This is a genomic window from Paenibacillus sp. Root444D2, from assembly GCF_001426375.1.
GTDB lineage: Bacteria > Bacillota > Bacilli > Paenibacillales > NBRC-103111 > Paenibacillus_E.
In genome coordinates this window covers 146199-170816 of record NZ_LMEO01000001.1, presented here as the reverse complement: position 1 = coordinate 170816, position 24618 = coordinate 146199, and the positions used below count along the sequence as shown (strand labels likewise).

The 24618-nt window shown below is 45.6% G+C and carries 18 protein-coding genes; 17 read left to right on the top strand and 1 reads right to left on the bottom strand.

All coding sequences use genetic code 11. From position 1 onward, the window contains the following. The first annotated feature begins 53 nt into the window (after positions 1 to 53). The 6 genes from rpiA (at position 54) to ASD40_RS00765 (ending at position 5997) form a co-directional block, all read left to right on the top strand. Complete coding sequence (gene rpiA, locus ASD40_RS00790; protein WP_057301681.1) at positions 54 to 725, top strand: ribose-5-phosphate isomerase RpiA; 672 nt, start codon at positions 54 to 56, stop codon at positions 723 to 725. Between the two features lie 425 nt (positions 726 to 1150). After that, entirely contained in the window at positions 1151 to 1687 is a 537-nt protein-coding gene (locus ASD40_RS00785) for a DinB family protein (protein ID WP_057301451.1), read from the top strand. Between the two features lie 28 nt (positions 1688 to 1715). After that, positions 1716 to 2150, top strand: coding sequence for an SRPBCC domain-containing protein (locus ASD40_RS00780; protein ID WP_057301450.1), 435 nt, complete (start codon positions 1716 to 1718; stop codon positions 2148 to 2150). Next, positions 2147 to 2944 (top strand): lipid II flippase Amj family protein, encoded by a 798-nt coding sequence (locus ASD40_RS00775; RefSeq protein WP_057301449.1) that lies wholly within the window; start codon positions 2147 to 2149, stop codon positions 2942 to 2944. The genes ASD40_RS00780 and ASD40_RS00775 overlap by 4 nt, the downstream gene beginning before the upstream one ends. Before the next feature lie 83 nt (positions 2945 to 3027). Beyond that, positions 3028 to 3906, top strand: a complete 879-nt coding sequence (locus ASD40_RS00770) for a radical SAM/SPASM domain-containing protein (protein ID WP_057301448.1) — start codon at positions 3028 to 3030, stop codon at positions 3904 to 3906. A gap of 144 nt (positions 3907 to 4050) precedes the next feature. Continuing rightward, positions 4051 to 5997, top strand: coding sequence for an ATP-dependent DNA helicase (locus tag ASD40_RS00765; protein WP_057301447.1), 1947 nt, complete (start codon positions 4051 to 4053; stop codon positions 5995 to 5997). A 19-nt stretch (positions 5998 to 6016) separates the two neighbouring features. Here the strand turns inward: ASD40_RS00765 and ASD40_RS00760 are convergent, their stop codons facing one another. Continuing rightward, on the bottom strand, positions 6017 to 7816 hold the full coding sequence (locus ASD40_RS00760; RefSeq protein ID WP_057301446.1) for an ABC transporter substrate-binding protein: 1800 nt from the start codon (positions 7814 to 7816) through the stop codon (positions 6017 to 6019). Positions 7817 to 7959: 143 nt separating this feature from the next. Here ASD40_RS00760 and ASD40_RS00755 point away from each other — a divergent pair, with 143 nt between their 5' ends. From ASD40_RS00755 to ASD40_RS00705, 11 genes are all read left to right on the top strand, one after another. After that, complete coding sequence (locus tag ASD40_RS00755; protein ID WP_057301445.1) at positions 7960 to 9459, top strand: DUF4153 domain-containing protein; 1500 nt, start codon at positions 7960 to 7962, stop codon at positions 9457 to 9459. A 95-nt stretch (positions 9460 to 9554) separates the two neighbouring features. Continuing rightward, on the top strand, positions 9555 to 11126 hold the full coding sequence (locus ASD40_RS00750; protein ID WP_057301444.1) for an S-layer homology domain-containing protein: 1572 nt from the start codon (positions 9555 to 9557) through the stop codon (positions 11124 to 11126). Between the two features lie 600 nt (positions 11127 to 11726). Beyond that, on the top strand, positions 11727 to 13130 hold the full coding sequence (locus ASD40_RS00745; RefSeq protein WP_057301443.1) for an MFS transporter: 1404 nt from the start codon (positions 11727 to 11729) through the stop codon (positions 13128 to 13130). 219 nt (positions 13131 to 13349) lie between these two features. After that, the gene (locus tag ASD40_RS00740; RefSeq protein ID WP_057301442.1) at positions 13350 to 14492 is read left to right on the top strand and encodes an acyl-CoA dehydrogenase; all 1143 of its coding nucleotides are present in this window, start codon (positions 13350 to 13352) and stop codon (positions 14490 to 14492) included. A 37-nt stretch (positions 14493 to 14529) separates the two neighbouring features. Then, on the top strand, positions 14530 to 15681 hold the full coding sequence (gene mmgD, locus ASD40_RS00735; RefSeq protein WP_057301441.1) for a citrate synthase: 1152 nt from the start codon (positions 14530 to 14532) through the stop codon (positions 15679 to 15681). Then, complete coding sequence (locus tag ASD40_RS00730) at positions 15678 to 17126, top strand: bifunctional 2-methylcitrate dehydratase/aconitate hydratase (RefSeq protein WP_235549124.1); 1449 nt, start codon at positions 15678 to 15680, stop codon at positions 17124 to 17126. The genes mmgD and ASD40_RS00730 overlap by 4 nt, the downstream gene beginning before the upstream one ends. A 39-nt stretch (positions 17127 to 17165) precedes the next feature. Continuing rightward, complete coding sequence (prpB, locus tag ASD40_RS00725; RefSeq protein ID WP_057301440.1) at positions 17166 to 18074, top strand: methylisocitrate lyase; 909 nt, start codon at positions 17166 to 17168, stop codon at positions 18072 to 18074. Between the two features lie 85 nt (positions 18075 to 18159). Next, positions 18160 to 19302, top strand: a complete 1143-nt coding sequence (locus tag ASD40_RS00720) for an acyl-CoA dehydrogenase (RefSeq protein ID WP_057301439.1) — start codon at positions 18160 to 18162, stop codon at positions 19300 to 19302. A gap of 26 nt (positions 19303 to 19328) precedes the next feature. After that, positions 19329 to 22595, top strand: a complete 3267-nt coding sequence (icmF, locus tag ASD40_RS00715) for a fused isobutyryl-CoA mutase/GTPase IcmF (protein ID WP_057301679.1) — start codon at positions 19329 to 19331, stop codon at positions 22593 to 22595. A 24-nt stretch (positions 22596 to 22619) separates the two neighbouring features. Continuing rightward, positions 22620 to 23630: a thiamine pyrophosphate-dependent dehydrogenase E1 component subunit alpha gene (locus ASD40_RS00710; RefSeq protein WP_057301438.1), complete on the top strand. Its 1011-nt coding sequence runs from the start codon at positions 22620 to 22622 to the stop codon at positions 23628 to 23630. Further along, complete coding sequence (locus tag ASD40_RS00705) at positions 23631 to 24611, top strand: alpha-ketoacid dehydrogenase subunit beta (protein ID WP_057301437.1); 981 nt, start codon at positions 23631 to 23633, stop codon at positions 24609 to 24611. It abuts the gene before it with no gap. The last annotated feature ends 7 nt before the right edge of the window (positions 24612 to 24618 follow it).

Here is a 24618-nt window from a genome sequence, read left to right as displayed (position 1 = left end):
GGGCAAAATAAGGTAAGGAAAAACCTAAATTCAAGGAGTGAGAACAGAAAATGCTGAACCCCAAAAAACTAGCAGCTGAGAAAGCTGTTGAATTTATTGAAGATGGCATGGTAGTTGGATTAGGTACAGGATCAACAGCCTATTGGGCAATCCAAAAAATTGCTCAAAGAATACAGGAAGGACTTCGTATCAGGGCAGTAGCGAGTTCTAGAAACTCAGAAGAATTGGCAAATAAATTAGGAATTCCTATAGTGCCTTTTTCTGAAATAGATGTAATAGACATAACGATTGATGGTGCCGATGAGGTTGATAATGACTTGAATTTAATTAAGGGCGGAGGCGGCGCATTAGTCAGAGAGAAGATACTAGCAATAAATAGTAAGAAATTTTTCGTAATTGTAGATGAATCAAAACGAGTAGAATATCTAGGTGAATTTCTTTTACCGGTCGAAATCGTACCCTTTGCTGCGAATTTAACAATGAATAAATTAAAGGAACTAGGCTGTGACACGAGGATTCGAATGAGTAACGATAAGGAGTATATTACGGATAATGGAAACATAATCGTAGATTGTAACTTTGAAAAAATAGTAGAGCCCATAGAGCTAAATAAACAAATCAACGTAATTCCAGGTGTTGTTGATAATGGCTTATTTGCTCGCATGGTAAGTTCATTAGTCATTGGATATAACGATGGTAGGGTCATGATTATCGACCAACCATGAGGGTGGCATGAAATCACGTTATATGTATTTAGAAATGAGCTGCTGAAGTGAATTTAACAGCATGTTTTACAGCAAATATTATTCGAGGAATGCTCCAACGGGGGCTAGGTGCTGGGGGTGGGAAGTGGGAACTGGACTTGGCACTTAGAACTTGGCACTTAGCACTTAGCACTTGGTACTTAGCACTTAGCACTTAGCACTGGGAACTTGGAACTTGCAGAGGTTGTTGTTGTTGTTGTTGTTGTTGTTGTTGTTGTTGTTGTTGTTGTTTTGGTAGAGGTAGTTTCCTTAGAGTTTTTAGACTAGTGTAAAAACTCTATAGGAAGTTTTGAGCGAGGTGTCAAAACGCAAAGCAGGGAAAATCTACCAAAATAACGAATCTAAATAAGATCATTCTAACGAATAAATAAGGAGCGAAAGTACATATGCACGATACACCAAATCTACTCTTAATCTCAGACATACCTGGTTATGCGCCTCAAATTAGTAGGTTAATGTCAATGATGAATTACACGAGAAGTACTACGCTGAGAAGTGTGGAAGGACTCACAACCGAGCAATTAGACTATACAATCGACGAAACAAGCAACTCCATAGGCTCTTTGCTGCTGCACTTCGCAGCTGTCGAGGTTGCTTATCAGTTGGAGACTTTCGAGCACCGTGACTTGAACGAGGAGGAAATGAGAATATGGGGAGCAGCTCTCGAGCTTGGTGACCAAGGAAGAGCCCAGATTAAGGGGAATAACCTCGACTATTATCTCAACATCATGAGCGAAGTGCGAAGCAAAACGTATGAGGTTTTCAAGTCGTTGACAGATGATTGGTTGTATGAAGAGTATCCATTCTGGCAGAACCAGCCAGCCAACCATTATTTCATGTGGTACCACGTGTTTGAGGATGAGATTAATCATCGGGGACAGATTCGTTGGATGAGGAAACGACTTCCGGTGTTAAAGCAGTGAATTTTATCCCGATAGGAGGAGAGAAGAGATGGATACCAACAAACCACTTGGTTTGACCGCTTCGGTAGGCTTTCAAATTGGTGTAAGACGTACACTCCCCTTTTTCCAAGAGGAAGCTTGGGAGCTGTTGACTTCAACACGAGGGCGAAAGCTTTGGTTAGGAGATGCAACGTCGGTTGAGTTTGTGAAGGGACACAAGTTCGTGACGCAAGAAGGAACGACGGGAGAATTTCGTGTGGTGAAACCATTGGAGCAGCTTCGACTGACTTGGCAGCCTGTTAGCTTCCCAAATACGTCAACACTTCAAATTCGTCTGCTGTCTGCTACTAATCCAGGGAAAACAACGATTAGCTTCCATCAAGAGAAACTGGAAAGTGCGGAGCAAAGAGAAGAGATGAAAGCCCATTGGGAAGAAGTAATCAGCGGACTACTAGCTTTATCTGATGAAAAGTTCATACGATGACGAACACACTCATACTAGTCTTCATTCTGACGATGATTATCCATACAGCGGAAACGTTGTCATACTCGATTCGATATGCTGGGGTGCGAGTGAATAAGCTTGCCGTGGCACTCTCTTTAGTCGGCATTGTTGTCCTTGTATCGCGAACGGCGAATTTAATTCAGGCGCCAATGACTGCGCACTTCGTTGATTTTGCTAAGATCGAACCGACCTTCGATTTGGAACGATACCTGCGAATCAGTTTATTCGCCTCTTCGATTGGGACATTGATTGCGATTGCTTTATTCCCGTCTTTTATCAATCTCAGTGTTCGAGTCATTTCCCGGCTGGAAATCGCTGGATCGATTCCAAAACTCATAACGAGTGTAACGGTGACGCAGCTGAAGAACACGAAAAAATATTTGAAGAAGCCAAATGTCAAGCTGCTGAGCCAATTCCGTTATTTGGGGATTCCAAAACGATTCCTTTTGATTAATATTATGGTGACAGCTTTCTATTCGGTGGGTGTGCTTTCTTCCTTATATGCTGCGCATTTATTACCTGAATTTGCAACGACAGCCTCGCAAGCATCCGGACTTATTAACGGTATTGCTACTATTTTGCTTACCATATTCATAGATCCGCAGTTAGGTCTTATCACGGACAAGGCACTTCATGACGAATCCCAGCGTAGACAGCTTGGCAAAATCTATGCGCTGCTCATGACATCTCGATTTCTGGGCACATTGCTAGCGCAAGTTTTCCTTATTCCGTCTGCTCACTTTATTGGATGGATGGTCAAATGGTTTTTCTAATTGTTCGATTTCCTTTCCTTCATAGGGCTTGCTTGGTATAATAGCAAATATCATAGGAGCGCAGCTAGAAACGGAGCCAGAGAATGAAGAAGTTCAAGAAATTTTATATCGAAATTACAAGTGTTTGTAACTTGGCCTGTACTTTCTGCCCACAGACGAAGCGCCAAGCTAATTTTATTAAAATCGATACATTTACTAATATATTAGATCAAATTAAGCCGCACACGGATCACATTTATTTGCATGTCAAAGGGGAACCTTTGCTGCATCCGAAGATTGACGAACTGCTGGATTTGAGCCATGAGAAAGGCTTCAAGGTCAATATCACAACCAACGGTACGCTGATTAACAAAAATAGGCACAAGCTGCTGGACAAACCGGCGCTGCGGCAAATGAATTTCTCCTTGCACAGCTTTGATGGCCATGAAGGATCTGAGGATAAGGAAGGATATGTCACGAGTATCCTGCGATTTGCTAAGGAAATCGTTGCCAAGTCCAATGTGATTATCTCATTCCGTTTATGGAATCTAGATACGGACAATCAGACGAATCAAGAACGGCAGCGAAACCGTGAAGTGCTGGAATTGCTCGAGCAAGAGTTTGAGCTTGATTACAAAATCGATGAGAAATTCGTTCGCGGCACAGGCGTTAAACTGGCCGATCGCGTCTATCTGAATCAGGATCATGAGTTCCAGTGGCCGGATTTGAAAGCGGAAGAAATTGCAGGGCCGGGCTTCTGTCACGCATTGCGGAATCAAGCAGGCATTCTTGTTGATGGCACTGTGATTCCTTGTTGTCTAGATGGTGAAGGGGTTATTAATCTGGGCAATATCAACCAAACACCTTTCTCCGAAATTGTAGAGGGTGAACGGGCGAATCGATTGTTTGAGGGCTTTTCCAGACGTGAAGTTGTCGAGGAATTATGCCGCAAGTGCGGATATCGCGAACGTTTTAGTATGTAAAATAGGAGAGTTCATTCTAGCGGCGTGTGTGCTGCGGAATGAGCTTTTTTCTTACGTTTCTTTTTCTAGCGATTCTTTGCTTTTAAACAACTTTCGTGGGATAATATAAGTTTGATTCGATTCTATTTGTTGGGGGCACATTACGTGGGACGTTATCCATTTGCATATGATCACGCACAGCCATTCATGCAGCAGGTTTCTGACTGGATTGCGGATACATTTTATGAAGTTTTACCTGAAGCGGGTTTCGAGGTGCGTGACGAACAGATTTACATGGCGTTCCAGTTAGAACGAGCTTTTGCTGAGAAATCGACCATTTTTGCGGAAGCAGGGGTGGGTACGGGGAAAACGCTTGTCTATTTATTGTATGCGATATGTTACTCGCGTTTCATGAAGAAACCAGCTATCATCGCTTGTGCGGATGAATCTTTGATTGAGCAATTGGTCAAGCCAGGTGGGGATATTGATAAAATATCGCGTCATTTGGATCTCGTTATTGATGCACGGCTTGCCAAATCGCCTGACCAATATGTATGTCTCGTCAAGCTTGATGAGGCGCGATTCGGACACGAGGATACTGGCATATATAGAGAACTGTATGAAGGACTTCCTGACTTCGTTCACACGCGTGAAGCGCTGCAAACCTTTCATGCTTATGGGGACCGTAAAAACTACCCACACCTGAATGATGAGCAATGGAACAAGGTGAGTTGGGATGCTTATCAGGATTGTTTCGTCTGTGATAAGCGCCATCGCTGCGGCCAAACGTTATCTCGTGAAGCTTATCGACGTTCGGCAGATTTGATTATCTGCTCACATGATTTCTACATGGAACATGTATGGACTTACGACGGAAGAAAGCGTGAAGGCCAGCTTCCTTTGCTGCCGGATCATTGTACGGTTGTTTTTGATGAAGGACATCTGATGGAATCGGCTGCTCAGAAAGCACTAACGTACAAGCTGAAGCATATGGTGTTCGAGGAATTAGTGATCCGTTTGTTAAAAGGAGAAGTGCGTGAGACGTTAGCCGTCTGTATTGATCAGGCTATTGAGCAAAGCGAACTCATGTTCGAAGTGCTTGAAAGCTGCTGTCAACCGATTGTTGGATCGGATCGTAAGCAGATTGTCATCAACGACCGACTGCTGCGAGAGATCCATCGTCTAAGTGATATTTTATCGGAGATTGAAGAGGAGCTTGTCTTTGAAGGTGAAATGTTCACATTAAATGACTACCAGCTTAAGATCGTGGAAGAACATTTGGAAATGATGCAGAAAGCGCTGGCATTGTTCCGCAACGATCAAACCTTCATTTGTTGGGCCACTGAAAGCATTACAGGTCTTAGCCTTGTGATCATGCCAAGAACCGTGAAAGAAGTGCTGAAAGAGCATGTGTTTTCTTCCAAAATGCCAATCGTTTTCTCATCGGCTACACTGTCTGTTGAGGGTTCATTCGATTATGTGGCTAACAGTTTGGGCCTTGATAAGTATCTTTCATTTTCTGTGAATTCTCCTTTTGATTATGCCGAGCGGATGGAAGTGATCGCACCGAAATGGGATTCTGGCGGTACGTTTCAAGAAAAGATGGAATCCGCGGTTCAATTGTTAAAAAGAACAGAAGGAAGAGCGCTTATTCTGTTCCCAACCCACGAAGAGCTGCAGCGGTTTAAACGGGAAATCAAAGGTCGTTCGGATTGTTCGGAATTGACGTTCTTGTTTGAAGGGGATCAAGAAATCAGCCATTTGATTGCCTCTTTCCAGGGGGATGAACACAGCGTGTTGTCTGCAGTCACCCTATGGGAAGGACTTGATATACCGGGTCCTTCTTTGTCCAACGTCATTGTCTGGTCGCTGCCGTTTCCTCCACAAGATCCTGTTTTCAATGCGAAGCGTCAAGCATCAACTTCGCCGTACGAAGAGGTGGATATTCCTTATATGCTGTTAAGGCTGAGACAAGGAATCGGGCGCTTGATTAGAACCCGCGAAGATAGTGGTATTATTGCCATCTTCAATGATGAACTGCACGATAACGTGGTGCTTCGTGAGCACATTGTTCGCATATTACCCGCTGGTGTTACACTGAAAAGTGAATAGTTTATTTGGGTGGATGGTTCTATGTGAACCAAATGTCGCGAAATCGCACCCATCCAAGCGAATCGAGGGAGATGCCGCGAATCGATGGATGGTAAGCGGTTTTGAGATGCTTTCGATATAGAAATAGCAGGCTGTGGCGCTGCTTGAGCTGGGATTCCAACTGCTCGAGCAGTGCCATTCTGCGTTTCGGGTCGGCCTCGGAACGCAGCAATTGTAAGCTGTTATCGAGCATGGTCTGCACTTCAGGCGCAGCATGCTGCCGCATGCTCTTGTACATATCGTAGAGCCGCAGCTCGCGATGCTCGTCTAGCATCACGGCAAACAGCAGCAGATCGGCCGTCATGCGCAGCTCGCCCTTGAATTCCTCAGCAGGAATGAGCAGGATTTCGATTGTGATTCCGGACATTGCGTACATTTTCTGCAAGAGGAGCGCATCCTGCTCATATTGCGGGATGGTCGCAAGCTTCAGTACGTCTCCCTGATAGCCGGCAGCTTCTAGCAGCTGTTTGATTTCAATTAGCTGGTCAGCCGTGCTAATTACATGATTGGAATGAACCGTATCTTGTTGTGGCTGCAAGAAAAAGCTATTTGCCTCTTCAATCACATCGCCCGAGAGCTGTTCCAGCAAATAGGGTCGATCCAAAGTTAAGTTAAGTGCCTCGCGATTCAATGGATTCTTTAACGGTCCGTCTTTCAATTCATTCACGGTCATGAATTTCGTCGTCATGCCGGATTGCCTTACTTGCTGCCAACGCTGCGCTTCCATGTCTGAAATTCGCACGTTGTGCATGACTTGGAAAGGCTGTTTTTCAGCTGATAATTCCGTCTGTTCATTCTCCGGCAATGTCCACACTTCGACCCGATCCAAGAACCCGCGTCCCTGAAAATAAGCAGGGAATGCCTCCAAGATCCATATCCCTTGTTCGTGTCCAGTTAAACGGAAAGGTCCTGTGCCAATGGGTGACTTATCCATCAGTCCGCCGGCTGTTTCACACACATCTGCTGGGACGATAGAAGCACGATTGGTAGTTAAGAATCCGAGAAATAATTCATTGTGTTCAGACAGTTGAATGCAAACTGTTGTTTCATTTGGTGTTGTGATGTCAATGATGCCCGCATAAGCCCAGCTATACAGACCACGCGGCGCTAAGCGCCCAAGCCGTTCAAGTGAATATTTCACATCGCTCGCCAGCATCTCGCGGCCATGATGAAACTGCACACCTTTGCGGAGATAAAAGGTCCATAAGGTGCGAGAAGCATCTACATCCCACGCGTGGGCAAGATGAGGTAGGATCTGATCTCCTTTGGCATCCATCCGAACGAGCCCATCGAAGAGCTGATTCACCAGATGCGATTCCCCCGCATAATGAATGGCTGCAGGGTCTAAGGCGTGAATCGTTTGCGTAAGCGGGAAGCGCAAAATATCCGTTCGACGCTGACCTTGCACTTCAGACCGAAAGCCGAATTGCCCTGACAACCAAACTTGGAATTGTTCTCGTAGGGTAGATGCATGCTCGGCTGCTTGCAGCAGTTCAAGTGCAGAATGCAAATCCTGTTTCGCGACTAATTCCTTTGCTTCCTCCAGAAGCATATCTTCTTTACGTGCATGGAAAATAAGGGTTGAGCGATTACCGCGGCCTTTTTTTGGCAGCCAAGTGAGCCACTTCTCCTGCTGCATTCGCTTGAGAAGCAGCACCATATTACGGTGCGTACAGTCCAAATGTAACGCTAGCTCTTCTAATGTTATTTCGAGTGGATGCTCTTCATGGTCCTGGGGAAATGAACGTCGAAGTGTTAAATAATGTTTGCGTATTTTCACCTTTAGCCTCCGGAAATAAAATATGAAATTATGAAATTTAAACTTACACTTTTTGTTCTTGTTTTACAGGTTACAATAAAGGGCAGGAAATAACAAATGCTTTTGCTGCTTTACCATTTGTAAAACAAAGGAGAAAAAGTCCAATGAGAGATCCTGCTCCATGGCAAAGAAAATACGGTTTAATGCTTATGTACGCATGTTTATTTGGTTTCATGGTTCAATACATGTTTATTGACCATGCCGCCGGCATCTCTGCTCTGATTAGTGTGCTTGGCTTTTACAGCCTTTACTTTTACGCCATAAAAGGAAGATTGGGCGGCTTTGAGCCGTGGGAAGGACAAAATAAAGCGGGTTGGTTCCTTCTAGTTCCTGTTGTATTAATTGCTTTGACGTATACATTGTTTGCTAACAATCTGTTCCATACGCTTAATTTGCTTGCCTTACCCATATGCATTGCGATGCAGACGATTGTCTTGTCGCGCAATAGTAAGCATGCATGGTATCATGCAACATTCCTGCAGGATCTGCTTAGACATTGTTTTGGCAGGCCGATTGCTTACTTGTCTGTACCTTTTGGGATGATCAAAGCTTGGCTACCGAGTAGAAAGACCGAAAAGGAGTCTGCTTGGGGAAAGATGGGGAAAGTAGGCGCAGGCCTCTTGTTGGCTGCCCCCATATTGTTCATCGTTATTGGGTTATTGGCTTCTGCGGATCTTGTTTTTCAATCTTGGGTAGCCGGGATCCCGCACTGGTTCAACGGAATATCGTTTGCTGAGGGGATTGTACGTACCGGGTTTGCGATAGGGATAACCCTGTACACGTTCTGCTATTTATGGGGAATTCTTTTTCCAAAAGTCATCGAAGTCAGCCAAACGCCTCAAGAGACTATTGAGGAATCTGCGGCTGTGAGCAAAAAGATTCTGATTGATCCAATAACAGCCGGTACTTTGCTCGTGTGTGTGAATGTTGTCTACGTGCTGTTCGCGATCATTCAGTTCTCCTATTTATTCGGAGCAGCGAATGGGTTTTTACCTAATGGTGTGCTTTATGCGGAATACGCGCGAAGAGGGTTTGCCGAACTTGTTGCCGTAGCTATTATCAATATCTCTCTGCTGTTTCCAGGCCTGCATTGGATCCGCCGCAGCGGTCAAATGGGTGAAACCATTCGAAAAGGATTGCTGACGATGCTCGTCGGATGCACGATCGTGATGCTCATTTCCGCTTATGGAAGGCTTTCGTTATATGAAGAGGCTTATGGCTTCACGCAAACGAGATTACTCGTTCATGGATTCATGATATTCTTAAGTGTTCTATTTATCATTGCTTTATTCCGAATCTGGATGGAGCAGATGTCCTTGTCAAAAGCTGTTATTACAACGGCAATCCTGGCCTATCTGGTGATGAATTACATGAATATTGAGCAACGAATCGTAATCAATAACATGGAGCGGTACGAAAGAACGGGAATCATCGACCTTGAATATTTGGGGAGACTCTCTACCGACGTGATTCCGCCACTTAAAGAACAGCAAGCCAAGCACCCTGATTTGAGGATACAAGCAACCATAGATCGCATTAAAGCAAATTCCGGAGACTATTCATGGCCTTCCTGGAATCTATCCAAGCATCAAGCAAGACGGTAATTGTAAAATATTTCAAAACATTTCGTTTCGATCTCAAAGCAGCTGGGTATAAATTCCTATCAACACATAACCCACACTAAGGAGGAAGAAACGTTATGAAAAAAAATCTATCTATCGTACTTACATCTGCAATGGCTTTATCCATGTTCTCATCTGTCGCATTCGGAAAAACGTCATCTGACTTCGCAGATTTGAGCCAACTGGACGCCTCTACCAAAGCCAAATTCGATGCAATGATTAGCACAGGAATTTTTGATGGCATGACCGCAACGACGTTCGGATTAAAGAGTCCAATGAACCGTGCACAGTTCGCTAAAGTTGCGGCAATGATTTTGGATCTTCCGATTAATACTAGTTTAAGAGTTTCCTCTTATACAGATGTAAGTATATATGATCAAGCCAATGGCTATGCATTACCTTATATTGAAGCTTTGAAAACAGCTGGTATTACGAATGGCTTCAGCGATGGTGCTTACAACCCGGCTGGTCAAGTGACAAAGGAAGAGCTAGCTACATTCTTGGTACGAATCCTAGGTAAGGAAGCAGAGGCAGGCAATAAGACCCTAACGGATGGCTCCGTCTCTAATTGGGCAAAAGGGTACGTAGCTCTTGCATTGAACTTGAAGCTTCTCCCAGAAACAATAGGTGCTTTTGAAGGTCAAATGCCTGCTACCCGTGAACTGTTGGTAACTGGCGCTTATGAAGCAAAACAACAATACATACCTGGTAAAATCGCGTTAGTTAGCGCACAGGCTGTTGGAGCAAGTAAAGTGAAAGTTTGGTTTAATCAAACAGTAGATAAGACAAAAGCAAGCCTTACATTAAGCAAAGGAACGTTGAATGTTCCGGTAACTGTGACTTGGTCTGATGATGGCAAGTGGGCTACTTTACTCACATCTTCACCGATCAGTGAAGGAGATTATACAACTGCTATTACTGGGCTAGACGGATCGACAGTATCGAGAAATGAAGTCTATTTCAGAGCACAAGCGGAGCAGGTGACCGAAATCAACTTCATCAATCCAGAAGAAACTATTGCGAACAGCACAGCTGCAACGATTAGAGTGAAAGCCTTGAATCAATATGGAGAGACGGCATCCCTTGGAACCTCGGGCTATACCGCTATTGTTGCAGGATCAGCTCCGGCAGATTTTAAAAAGGATGAGTGGGGCAACTTGGTCATTATTGCTAACATCAAAGAAGCGAATAGTTCTCAGATGAAAGATTATATACCCGTTACCGTTTATGTGAATAATAGTAAACTTAGTACATCTCGAAGCTTCAAAGTAGGCAACGCACCTGTTCTCAGTTTCATTGAACCGAACAAAATAACCTATTCGAATATGAAAAATAGATTGATTGATGTGGGCGATAAAGCATCCATTTCATTGAATTTGTTTGACCAGTATGGGAACCCGATCTTCAAAAAACAGTTTGATCAAAATGAGGTTACTTCAAAGAGCTTGACGCCTGTTGTATCGCCTGAAAATCCAAACCTCGAGATTGTAAAAGCGGGCACTTCGCTAGGAACAACTGATTTATTTGATGAAAATGGGAACGCCCGCTTTGAAGTGAGACTGACTGCCAAGCCACTGAACGAAAGCACTCATAAGATTACTATTTATAACGAGGCTGCTCATGCTACAGTGAGTGTGGATGTATACTAATTGCTGCTTTTTAAAGGCTGCTTATTCTCTGGCGACAGAAAGTAAGTAGTTTTTTTTGCTGTATTGGAAATTATGCAAGATGCTGATTTGTGGATAAGAGATGTAAGCTGAGAAGTCGATTTCCGACTTCTCAGACACTGTCGACGAGCTTCGGCTCGAGGAACTCTCGTTGAAAGCGCGTTTTTCGCGCTTCTTTGTTTGGGGCAACACCATTAAGTGCGTTTTTCGCGCTTAATTGTTCTTAAGGCGAAGCCTTCCGCGAAATGGGGAAGTAGAAAGACAGGTTGTACAGTGTACAACAATTTCCTTGATATCTTGTGGGTAAGCTGAAGATGTTGTATGCTGTACAACATCTTAGCCTTTATTTATGTTTTTGGGTTAATTTGGGTATAGTATTGATGTATTTTTTACAACATTCGCGTGGAATACCCGCATAAGCCAAATATTTTTGTTGTGTAAACTACTATACATGAGAACGTGTGTTTGGTATACTGAAGATAACGCAAATTTGGTAAGAATTGGTGGGATCGAGGAGTAAATGGGATAATAAGATCGTTAAAATGAAATTGAAATTCGTAAAGAGGAAGGAAGTCAATCAAAATGAATATTGTAGAGAGTCAAACCCAATCTGAGGAGGACAACTCAGAAATAAAGAAAAGTGTCCCATGGATTTATTATGTGATCTTTTTTGCCGTTTTGAATGAATCCGTGTTCAATGTATCCACCCCAAGTATTTCCAAGCAGTTCGGTCTGGATGCTTCCGGTGTAAGTTGGGTAGTCACGATCTTTTTTATCGTCTTCGGTATGGGTATGGTTATTTTTGGGAAGCTTTCCGATATGTACAGCATCAAAAAGTTGATTACAATAGGGATTTCCCTTTACGCTTTTGGGTCCATATTGGGTTTTGTATGCCAATCGTGGTATCCCGCAGTCATTTTATCTCGGGCCATACAAGGGGCCGGTGGCTCAGCTATCCCAGCCTTGATTTTCGTCATGGTAGCCCGGTTTTTCACTGTGAAAGAACGGGGAAGAATGTTTGGTATCATTACATCGACCGTTTCATTCGCGATTGGGATCGGACCTGTGCTTGGCGGTTATATTGCAGGATCGTTTCACTGGGCCTTTTTGTTTCTTGTTGCGGTACCAGTTGTCATTGCTATTCCTTTTTTTCAAAAGTTTCTGCCAGTTGAACCTCGCAAAGAAGGTAAATTGGATGTTGTAGGAGCGGTACTATTAGGTGTGATCATATCAACGCTTATTTTGTTTACGACCGAAGGAAATTGGATCTACTTGGGAATTGTAATGATAGCTCTTGTGCTATTTATCGTTCATATTCGCAGGGCGAAGGAGCCGTTCGTCGAACCTGCACTTTTCACAAATTCTCTTTACCGAAATGGTCTCATCATCGGCTTTCTCATTTTTGGCACCGTGATGTCGGTCATGTTCGTTATACCGCTGATGCTAAGTAACATATACGGGCTAGACACAGAACATATTGGACTTATTATGTTTCCTGGAGCGATTAGCGCGGTCGTATTTGGGAAAGTAGCCGGCAATATGACGGTCAAGCGAGGAAGCCATTATGTTGTCTATCTAGGATTGATATTAATAGCAGCTAGTCTTTTACTGCAATCTTCATCGATCGGACTTTGGGTTTGGTACATTGGAGCAGCCCTCATCATGATGTACATCGGATTTTCTTTCATGCAGACGGCATTAACGGAAACGATTACGCAAATTTTGCCGGTTCAACAAATTGGCGTCGGGATGGGCTTTTTTAATATGACATCAACGATTTCCGGAGCGGTCGTGACGGCACTTGTTGCCAAAGTGATGGAGAAAGAGCTGCTTGCTTTTCCGCTTCATCCTCTACTATCAGACTCGCACGCCTACTTGTACGGCAATCTCATTCTGATCTTATGCTTAGTTGTTATAGCAAGCACAGTTCTTTATTTCGTATCTTTTGGAAAGAAAAATCAACAGCTGGTCAATGAACTGGTATAAATAATGGAATACCAATGAACTTGGAAGAGCCAACCCCTACAAAGGTCTGGCTCTTTTAATTTTTTAGTGCAGCTCCGAAGGTATAAGCATTTGTAAAAGGGTGTATATATAAAGCATAGAACTGAAAGCGTTTACAGCTTGTCCTATTCAACCCATCGACCGAATATATCCTCGGCAGAAACATGAAGGAATGTCCATCATGTCGAAGGAGGCAGTCGAATGCATGTGTCCTATACGGATGAACAGAACATGATTCGTTCCATGGTTCGTGATTTTGCGATTAATGAGGTAGAGCCGACGGCTGCACAGCGGGATGAAGAAGAGAGATTTGATCGAAATTTGTTCGATAAGATGGGAAAGCTTGGTTTGACGGGCATTCCGTGGCCTGCAGCGTACGGTGGGCTTGCGTCCGATTTTCTGACCTATGCTATGGTCATTGAAGAGCTTTCTAGGGTATGTGGTTCCACAGGAGTTATGCTTTCCGTTCATACCTCTCTAGTCAGTTGGGCGATATACAAGTATGGCACAGAAGAACAGAAACAAAAGTTTTTGCGGCCTTTATCAGAAGGCAAGAAGCTAGGAGCCTATAGCTTAACGGAAAGCGGTTCCGGCTCCGATGCTGGGGCGATGAGGACAACAGCGATAAAGGACGGGGACAGTTATGTCCTTAACGGATCCAAACTATTTGTTACAAATGGAGGGGAGGCGGAGGTTTACATTGTTTTTGCGATGACGGACTTGCAGCAAAGGCAAAAAGGGTGCAGCGCCTTTATCGTAGAAAAGGGAGCTGCTGGATTCATTTTTGGAAGTAAAGAAAAGAAGCTAGGCATTCGATCATCGCCGACAATGGAACTGAGGTTTGAGAATTGCCGTGTTCCTGTGGAGAATTTGCTAGGGCCGGAAGGGGAAGGCTTCCGAATTGCCATGAAAAGTCTGGATGGCGGACGTATCGGAATTGCTGCTCAAGCGCTTGGAATTGCTCAAGGCGCTTTAGATGCTTCAATTGCTTATGCTAAAGAGCGTAATCAAGTAGGAAAGCCGATAGGTGGGCAGCAAACGACTGCTTTTAAAATCGCTGATATGGCAACTCACATTGAAGCAGCTAGACTGCTTACCTATCAGGCCGCCTGGCGGGAAAGCAAGGGCTTAACATATGGAAAGCAAGCTGCTATTGCCAAGCTTTTCGCCAGTGATACCGCTGTTCAGGTCTGCATTGAGGCTGTGCAAATTTTTGGAGACGACGGCTATACCAAGGATTTCCCTGTAGAGCGGTTTTTGCGCGATGCGAAGGTGACCCAGATATATGAAGGGACGAACGAGATTCAGCGAATTGTGATATCCCGAATGCTACTTGCCGACTGAAGGAAGTGAAACGAACGGAGGAAGGGAGAGCGATGAGATGAGTGACGACTATTTGCCTGGACTTGAAAATGTCATTGCTAGCGAGACGAACATCTCGTATCTGGATGTGGAGAAGGAGGAAATTGTTGTTCGCGGGTATGACCTTATTGAGCTTGCCCAACATGTAACCTATGTGGACATTGTAGGGCTGCTCTTAGACGGAGCACTGCCTAATTCAGATGAACGGCATTCGATCGAAGAGAAGTTGAGATCGGAATATGGATTACCTCCAAATGTGAAGGCGATTCTACAACTACTCCCCGAGCATGCCGACTTCATGGATGTTCTGCGAACAGGCATCTCAGCAATAGCAAGTTACGATGTCGAACTTGAGGATCGTTCCAGAGAAGCCAATACCCGTAAAGCCATTCGATTGCTCGCGAAAGTGCCGGAAATTGTAGCCAACGGATTTCGCGCGCAAACGAAGCAGCCATTCATAGACCCGCGCAAAGAGCTATCCTATACAGCCAATTTCTTATATATGATCACAGGACGCATTCCATCCAAGATAGAAGAGGCTATCTTTGATCAATCACTGATCGTCTATAGTGAGCATGAAATGCCGAATTCAACGTTTGCTGCGCGTGTAATTGCATCCACACAATCCGATCTTTACGGTGCCTTAACTGGCGCGGTTGCTTCACTCAAAGGGACTCTGCACGGCGGTGCGAATGAAGCGGTCATGGCGATGCTTTTGGAGGCGGGATCGGAAGCAAATCTTGAAGCACTCATGCTTAATAAGTTAGCAAAGAAAGAACGAATTATGGGCTTTGGACATCGAGTTTATATGAAAAAGGCGGATCCACGTGCACTGCTTATGAAAGAGGCACTAGCGGAACTCGCCATAGACAAAAATCAACCAGAGCTCTACAACATGTGTGTCCTTGGGGAAGAAGTCATGAAGCGAGAAAAGAATTTGCATCCGAATTTGGATTATTACGCAGCTCCTGTTTACTATTTGCTTGGGATTCCCATTGATTTGTTTACACCGGTATTTCTTGCTGCCCGCACGATCGGCATAAGTGCGCATGTGATCGAACAACATGATAATAATCGACTCTTTCGACCACGAGTTCATTATAAGGGACCTCGAGATCTACACCCTCCTCAGCTACCGAATCACTTAAGCAGAAAGGACGAATACGAATGAGTAGTTCCAGATATCTGGAAAATAAGGAGATGACCTTTGACCCCTTAATCGAGGAAATTGCCGACTATACATTGGCAAAAGAGATTGAAAGTGAGGAAGCGTATCGCATCGCACAGCATGTCTTATTGGATTCACTTGGCACCGGATTACTCGCCTTGCGATTCCCGGATTGTACGAAGCATTTGGGGCCGATTGTACCAGGTGCAAGCTTACCGGGTGGTGCCCGTGTGCCGGGGACGAGATACGAGCTAGACCCTGTCCATGCGGCTTTTAATATCGGATGTATGATTCGTTGGCTAGATTATAACGATACATGGCTGGCTGCTGAATGGGGGCATCCTTCGGATAATCTTGGCAGTATTCTTGCCGTCGCCGATTATCTTAGCCGCAATCGAGTTGCTGAGGGGAAAAAGCCGCTTATGATGAAAGATGTCCTCACCATGATGATTAAAGCGCATGAGATTCAAGGAGTGCTTGCACTTGAGAACAGCTTAAACCGTGTAGGGCTGGATCATGTTCATTTTGTGAAAATAGCATCGACAGCCGTTGCTGCGGCAATGTTGGGGGCGAACAGAGAAGAGTTGTGCAGCGCGCTTTCTAACGCATGGATTGATGGTGCAAGCTTAAGAACGTATCGGCATGCTCCGAATACAGGTTCCCGTAAATCATGGGCTGCCGGTGATGCCACAAGTCGTGGGGTACGGTTAGCTTTGATGGCTGTAGGTGGCGAAATGGGCTATTCGTCGGCTCTTACCGCGAAAATCTGGGGCTTCCAAGATGTTTTATTTCAAGGAAAAGAACTCACATTAGGTCGTTCACTAGGTTCCTATGTGATGGAAAATATTCTATTTAAAATATCATTTCCTGCTGAATTTCATGCTCAAACAGCCGTCGAGTGCGCATTAGAGCTGTACCCAAAAGTACACAAGCGACTGGATGAGATTGCTCACATCACATTGACTACCCATCAATCTGCGATTCGGATTATTGATAAGAAGGGACCTTTGCACAATCCTGCTGATCGAGATCATTGTTTGCAATACATGGTAGCGATTGGGCTGCTGTTTGGTACATTGACCGCTGAGCATTATGAAGAAATGGTCGCTAAGGATCCTCGGATTGATGCGCTTAGGGAGAAAATGGTCGTTGTCGAGGATGAGCAGTACAGCAAAGATTACTTGGATCCTGACAAACGTTCGATCGCCAACGCGGTCCAAGTTCATTTCAAAGACGGTACGAAAACGGAGAAAGTCGTTTGCGAGTATCCGATCGGGCATCGAAGGCGTCGTGAGGAAGGTTTACCTAAGGTTATTGAGAAATATGAAGCAAATCTACTAACTCGGTTTCCTCGTCAGAAGACGACAGATATACGGAAGCTCTCCCTTGATTATGAGCGGTTGATTCAAACGCCTGTTCATGAGTTTATGGCGCATTTTATTATATGACCATCGGTTAATAAGGTCGGCGAGATGCAGGAGGTCTTTATGTCATGGCTGATTGAAGAAGAACCGGATCAACAACGATTGGCCGCTGAATTTCGTCAGCTTGTTGGTGCTGGTCCAATAGTCAAAATTCCAGGTACCCACGACGGAATGGCAGCAAGATTAGCCAAACAAGCTCATTTCAAAGCCATTTATTTATCGGGAGCTGCTTATACAGCTAGCAGGGGACTACCTGATTTAGGCCTCATATACTCTAATGAGGTGGCTGAACGTGCCCGTGAGCTGGTTCGTGCATCCGGTCTTCCTCTACTTGTCGATATAGACACCGGATTCGGCGGTATTTTAAACGTAGCAAGAACGGCTAAGGAAATGGTGGAGGCGAAAGTCGCAGCCGTTCAGATCGAGGATCAGGAAATGCCGAAAAAGTGCGGACATTTGAATGGAAAGAAGCTCATTTCGGCTGAAGAGATGATTCAGAAAATTCGAACGATCAAAGCCGTGAGTCCGACGTTATTTATCGTTGCGCGTACGGATGCCAAAAGCGTCGAGGGAATGGATGAAGCGATTCATAGAGCACAGCAATATCTTGCAGCCGGAGCGGATGCGATTTTTCCAGAAGCGCTGGAGAGTCAGGAGGACTTTCAACACTTTAGTAAGGAAGTGGAGGGTCCACTTTTAGCAAATATGACGGAATTCGGGCGAACTCCTTATTATACGGCGGAGCAATTTGAAAGCTGGGGATTCCATATGGTCATTTATCCAGTCACTTCACTTCGCGTAGCTGCCAAGGCCTATGAAAGAGTTTTTGAGGAAATCAGTCAAACAGGAACTCAAAATGGCTCTCTCAGCCGTATGCAAACCCGGAGTGAGCTGTATGATACGATTCGATATTACGATTATGAAGCATTAGATGAAAAAATTGCCAAAACGATTTTGAATGAAAATGAGTAGCGGTCTATGAACCATCCTCACTGAGCTTCTGAAATCGGTGGGGTCTTTGCGCACACATAAGTCATCTAGAGGAGGTCTTGCAGGCATGGACTTTAGCTTGTCGGAGGAACTGGAAATGGTTCGCAGTATGGTCCGTGATTTCGCCGAAAACGAGGTAGAACCGAGTGCTGCCCTTCGAGATGAGGATGAACGGTTTGATCGGACCTTATTTGACAAAATGGGAGAGCTTGGTCTGACAGGGATTCCTTGGGCTGAGAACTACGGTGGGCTTGGCTCCGATTATCTGACCTATTGTCTGGTTGTAGAAGAACTATCACGTGTGTGCGCTTCTACAGGTATTACTCTGTCTGCACATATTTCGCTTGCGGGCTGGCCTATCTATACCTTTGGGACGGAGGAGCAGAAAATAAGGTTTCTACGCCCGATGGCAGAAGGGAAGAAGCTTGGGGCATACGGTCTGACAGAGATAGGCTCAGGCTCCGATGCTGGATCTATGAGAATGACAGCCATACGAGATGGGGATCACTATGTATTAAACGGCTCCAAAAAATTCATTACCAATGCAGGTGCTGCGGACATTTATATCGTTATCGCTTTGACGGACCCTTCGCAAAAGCACAAAGGCTGCAGCGCATTTATCGTAGAGAAAGACACACCCGGATTTACGTTTGGCAAAAAGGAAAGAAAGTTGGGCATTCGCTCATCGCCGACGACGGAGATCCGTTTTGATAACTGCCGCATACCCAAGGAAAACTTACTCGGAAATGAAGGAGAAGGGTTTAAAATTGCCATGCGCACGCTTGACGGCGCTAGAATTGGAATCGCGGCTCAGGCAGTGGGGATCGCGCAAGGAGCACTGGATGTCTCGTTGGCCTATGCCAAAGAACGCAAACAGTTTGGAAAGCCTATTGCTCAACAGCAGGCGATTGGTTTTAAGCTTGCGAATATGGCAACCAAAATCGAAGCGGCAAGGCTGCTGACGTATCAAGCCGCTTGGCGAGAAAGTCAGGGATTATCATACGGCAAAGAATCTGCTTATGCCAAGCTTTTTGCTGGAGACACGGCCATGGAGGTGACGGTAGAAGCTGTTCAAATCTTCGGAGGATATGGCTATACAAAAGAATTCCCCGTTGAACGTTATATGCGCGATGCCAAGATCACACAAATCTATGGAGGGACGAACGAAATCCAGCGAGTGGTCATTTCTCGAAGCCTTCTTGCTGATTGAGGAAGGGAGGTGCAGCCGTGTCAACTGTGGGTTCGGAAACCAACTATCGTGTGAAGCATAAGGTGAGATTCGTAACGGCTTCGGCTTTATTTGACGGCCATGATGTGTCCATTACGATTATGCGGCGCATTCTTCAAGCCAGTGGAGCGGAGGTCATTCATCTAGGGCATAACCGATCCGTAAGGGAAATTGTGCAGGCAGCTATTCAGGAGGACGTTCAGGGAATTGCCGTCTCATCGTATCAAGGCGGGCATGTCGAGTTTTTTACTTATATGCTTGATTTATTGCGGGAAAAAGGGGCGACTGAGATCAAAGTCTTCGGTGGCGGAGGAGGTGTGATCCTTCCTTCGGAAATCAAAATGCTGCATGACTACGGCGTTACTCGCCTATTTTCACCTGATGATGGAAGGGAGCTTGGCTTGCAAGGGATGATTAACTTCATGATGAAGGAGTGTGATTTTAGTACGGTTTCTGGTTATGCCCAAGGTTACGAAGTAAGTGGAGTAGGGCAAATCAAAGATCATAGGTCGATAGCCCGCTTCATTACAGCTGCTGAACTAGCTTGTGAAAGCAAGGAATCGATATCGGAGATAGAGACATTAAGTAACACGCAGTTGAGTGGGGCCACATGTCCAGTTGTTGGCATCACAGGCACGGGAGGAGCGGGTAAAAGCTCCCTAACCGATGAATTAGTCCAGCGTTTCCTGCGTCAGTATCCGGATAAAACGATCGCTATCCTATCGGTCGATCCAACCAAGCAGCGAAGCGGCGGCGCTTTGCTCGGGGATCGCATCCGCATGAATGCTGTTCACAACGACCGCGTGTATATGCGAAGTATGGCAACACGGGGCTCGGGCAATGAACTATCCCTTGCAATCACTCCTGCCATTGCCATCTTGAAGGCGTCCGATTTTGATCTCGTTTTGGTGGAAACCAGCGGAATTGGTCAAGGTGATCATCAGATTACCGAAGTAGCTGATGTGTCGCTCTATGTGATGACAAGCGAATTCGGTGCGCCTTCGCAATTAGAGAAGATTGATATGCTTGATTACGCAGACCTGATCGCGATTAATAAATTCGACCGAAGAGGCTCTGCGGATGCACTTCGAGATGTGAAGAAGCAAGTTCAGAGAAATCATGGTTTATTTGATTTGAATTTTGAAACCATGCCTGTCTATGGAACGATGGCTAGTCAATTTAACGATGCTGGTGTGGATACATTATTCCGTGCACTCATCGATACCTTGAATCGAAAATGTGCCTTGCAGTGGCCTATTCAGGGCTTTTCATCTGGTCATGCTGCTGCTAAGACGCATGTCATCATACCAGCTGACCGCACACAATATTTAGGAGAAATCGCGAATACGGTACGGGCGTATCATGCGTACGCAGAAAGGGAAGCCGAACTGGCCACTGCCTGCTACCGAATTGAAGGGGCGATAACGGCCCTACAGCAGGAGCTTGGTGCAGACGAAAATATATCTGTGCTGCAAACACTTAAGATGAATGTAGAGACGCGTATGCAAAAAGAAACTCGCCATCTACTGGCCCAGTGGCCGGAGCTGCAAAGAAAATACACAAGCAAAACATTAACAACCCGAGTAAGGGATAAAGAATTTGTAACAGAGCTAACAACGTCAAGTTTATCAGGGCTGGATATCCCGAAGGTGAGCTTGCCTAAATACCGCGATGCAGGAGACCTCATTCGTTGGATGTACCGTGAGAATGTTCCGGGGGAATTTCCCTTTACAGCAGGTGTTTTTCCTTTCAAACGAACAGCGGAGGACCCCAAGCGTCAGTTTGCAGGCGAAGGGACGCCGGAACGCACTAATCTACGTTTTCATTATTTGTCGCAGAATGATCTAGCCAAGCGGCTCAGCACTGCTTTCGACTCCGTCACCTTGTATGGGGAGGATCCTGATGAACGGCAAGACATTTACGGCAAGATCGGTGAGAGCGGGGTTAGTGTCTGTTCACTAGACGATATGAAAAAGCTGTATGCCGGGTTCGATCTTTGTGATCCTTTGACTTCGGTTTCAATGACGATTAACGGTCCTGCACCGATACTTCTTGCGATGTACATGAACACAGCGATCGATTTCCAGATCGAACGCTTCTCTCGGGAGCAGGGTAGACGACCTACGGACGTAGAGGCGAACCAGATCCGCTGGCAGACGCTGAAATCGGTGAGGGGGACGGTGCAGGCTGACATTTTGAAGGAGGATCAGGGGCAGAATACGTGCATTTTTTCCACAGAGTTCGCACTGCGGATGATGGGTGATATTCAGCAATATTTTATCGATCATGAGGTACGTAATTATTACTCCGTCTCTATTTCGGGCTATCACATTGCTGAAGCAGGGGCGAATCCGATCTCACAGCTCGCTTTTACACTAGCTAACGGATTTACTTATGTTGAGTATTATTTGGCTAGAGGTATGCCAATTGATGACTTCGCACCGAATCTATCCTTCTTTTTCAGCAATGGTCTCGATCCCGAATATACGGTGATTGGACGAGTGGCGCGCCGAATTTGGGCAACGGTTATGAAGAACAAATACAATTCTAATGAGCGCAGCCAAAAGCTGAAATATCATATCCAAACGTCGGGGCGATCTCTGCATGCGCAGGAAATTGATTTTAATGATATCCGAACCACGCTGCAAGCGCTGATGGCCCTTCTTGATAACTGCAACTCACTGCATACAAATTCATATGACGAGGCTATTACAACACCAACGGAGGAATCCGTACGTCGAGCGATGGCTATTCAATTAATCATCACGAAGGAGCTTGGTTTTGTTAAAAACGAAAACATGCTGCAGGGCTCGTTTATCATCGAGGAATTAACCGATTTGGTTGAGGAGGCTGTGTTGCAGGAATTAGAACGAATTAGTGAAAGAGGCGGTGTTCTCGGAGCTATGGAGTCTCAGTATCAAAGGGGTAAAATCCAGAATGAATCGATGCTGTATGAAATGAAAAAACATCATGGCGAGCTGCCCATTATTGGCGTAAATACATTCCTTCCTACCAATCCTTCCAAAGATGAGGACATGAATATCCCGCTAGCTCGCGCAACGTCGCAAGAAAAAGAGCAGCAAATTACGAATCTCAGGGAGTTTCTCTTGAGGCACCAAGCAGAATCACCCGAGGCTTTGGCAAAGCTGCAGCAAATTGCGCTTGATGGCGGCAATATTTTCGCCGAGTTGATGGAAACGGTCAAGGTAGCAAGCTTGGGGCAAATTACCCATGCGCTTTATCAGGTAGGCGGGCAATATCGCAGAAATATGTAGCAGCAGGAGAGAGGAGGAATTCCTATGTCTTCTCAGCAAAATATGAAGCATCAACAGCTCGGTTTAACCGATGAACAGGTGCTGCAGATGTATACCTTCATGCTCAAAGCAAGGAAGTTTGACGAGCGAGCAACACTTCTACAACGTTCAGGTAAAACGGCCTTTCATATCTCTAGTTTGGGTCAAGAAGCGACCCAGGTAGCAGCGGCATTCGCATTAAATAAGCAGCATGACTATTTTCTTCCTTATTACAGGGATTATGCCTTTGTCCTAACGGTGGGTATGACCGTGCGTGAACTCATGCTGGCAGCCTTATTTAAAGCGGAGGACATCAACGGAGGCAGGCAAATGCCAGGGCATTTTGGCTATAAGAAGCATCATATTGTTTCGGGATCAAGTCCGGTTGCTACGCAGGCCCTACACGCTGTCGGCATCGCACTGACGGCCATGATGAAGAAGGAAGATCATGTCGCATTCGTCAGCTTTGGCGAAGGGGCGAGCAACCAAGGGGATGTGCACGAAGCGTTCAATTTTGCCGGTGTATTCAAACTGCCCGTTATCTTCCTTTGCGAAAATAACCAGTATGCGATTTCCATTCCTGCGCATAGACAAGTGGCTGGACGCGTTGTTGATCGTGCCGCCGGTTATGGCTTCCCAGGCCAGCGTGTGGACGGCAATGACACTCTGGAGGTGTATCGCGCGGTCAAAGAAGCGAGGGAGCGTGCCGTTCGCGGGTATGGGCCGACATTGATTGAAGCGATGCTTTATCGGATCCCGCCGCATTCCACAGCCGATGACGATATGCTGTACCGGACGAAAGAAGAGGTAGAGTACCATAAGGAGCAGGACGGCTTGCAGCGGTTTCGCCGTTATTTGATCGAATGCGGCGTTATGTCTGAAGAGATCGAACAAGTATTGAATGAGAGTGTTACAAAAGAAGTGAATGAAGCAACGAAATATGCTGAAAAAGCCCCTTATCCGGCTCCCGAGGATGTATTACGGCATGTTTATGCGGAAGATGGGGGTGAAGCTTAAATGCCAATCTTAACGTATTTGGAGGCTATTCGCCGTGCGATGGTGGAGGAAATGGAACGTGATGAGCATGTTTTTGTGCTCGGAGAGGATATCGGGAAGGGCGGCGTTTTGAATGCGACGAAAGGCATGCGCGATCGGTTCGGTGAATTGAGAGTCCTTGATACGCCTCTCTCTGAATCAGCCATTGTGGGTGTTGCGATTGGAGCGGCTATGGTCGGGATGAGGCCGATAGCGGAAATCCAGTTTGCCGATTTTATTTTCCCGGCGACTAATCAAATCATAAGCGAGGCAGCGAAAATCCGTTATCGCTCGAACAATGACTGGCAATGTCCAATCGTCATACGCGCACCTTACGGCGCGACAGGCGGGGGTGGATTATATCACTCACAGTGTCCGGAGTCGGTCTTTTTTGGCACTCCCGGACTCAAGATTGTTGCGCCATCTACAGCCTATGATGCCAAAGGTTTACTGAAAGCGGCCGTACGTGATGAGGATCCGGTCCTTTTTTTCGAACATAAGAAGTGCTATCTATCGATATCAGATGAAGTACCTGAAGAAGATTACACCGTTCCTATTGGCAAGGCAGCCATAAGGCGCGAGGGTACAGATATCACAGTGATTGCCTACGGTTTGTCGGTGCATTATGCAATTAAAGCTGCGTTTGAGCTAGAGCAAGAAGGGGTAAGTACAGAGATATTGGATTTGCGGACGCTGCATCCGCTCGATAAGCCTGCTATTTACGAGGCGGCAGCAAAAACCGGTAAAATATTGATCGTACACGAAGATAATAAAACAGGTGGCATTGGGGCTGAAATATCGGCTTTAATCGCGGAACACCTGTTGTACGAATTGGATGCACCCATTATGAGATGCTGCCCTCCCGATATTCCTCCTGTTGGCATGGCGCCAACCTTAGAGAAGTTTTACCTGCCGAATGTCGACATCGTCAAAGAAGCCATGCGCCAATTAGCGGAAATCTGAAGGAGGC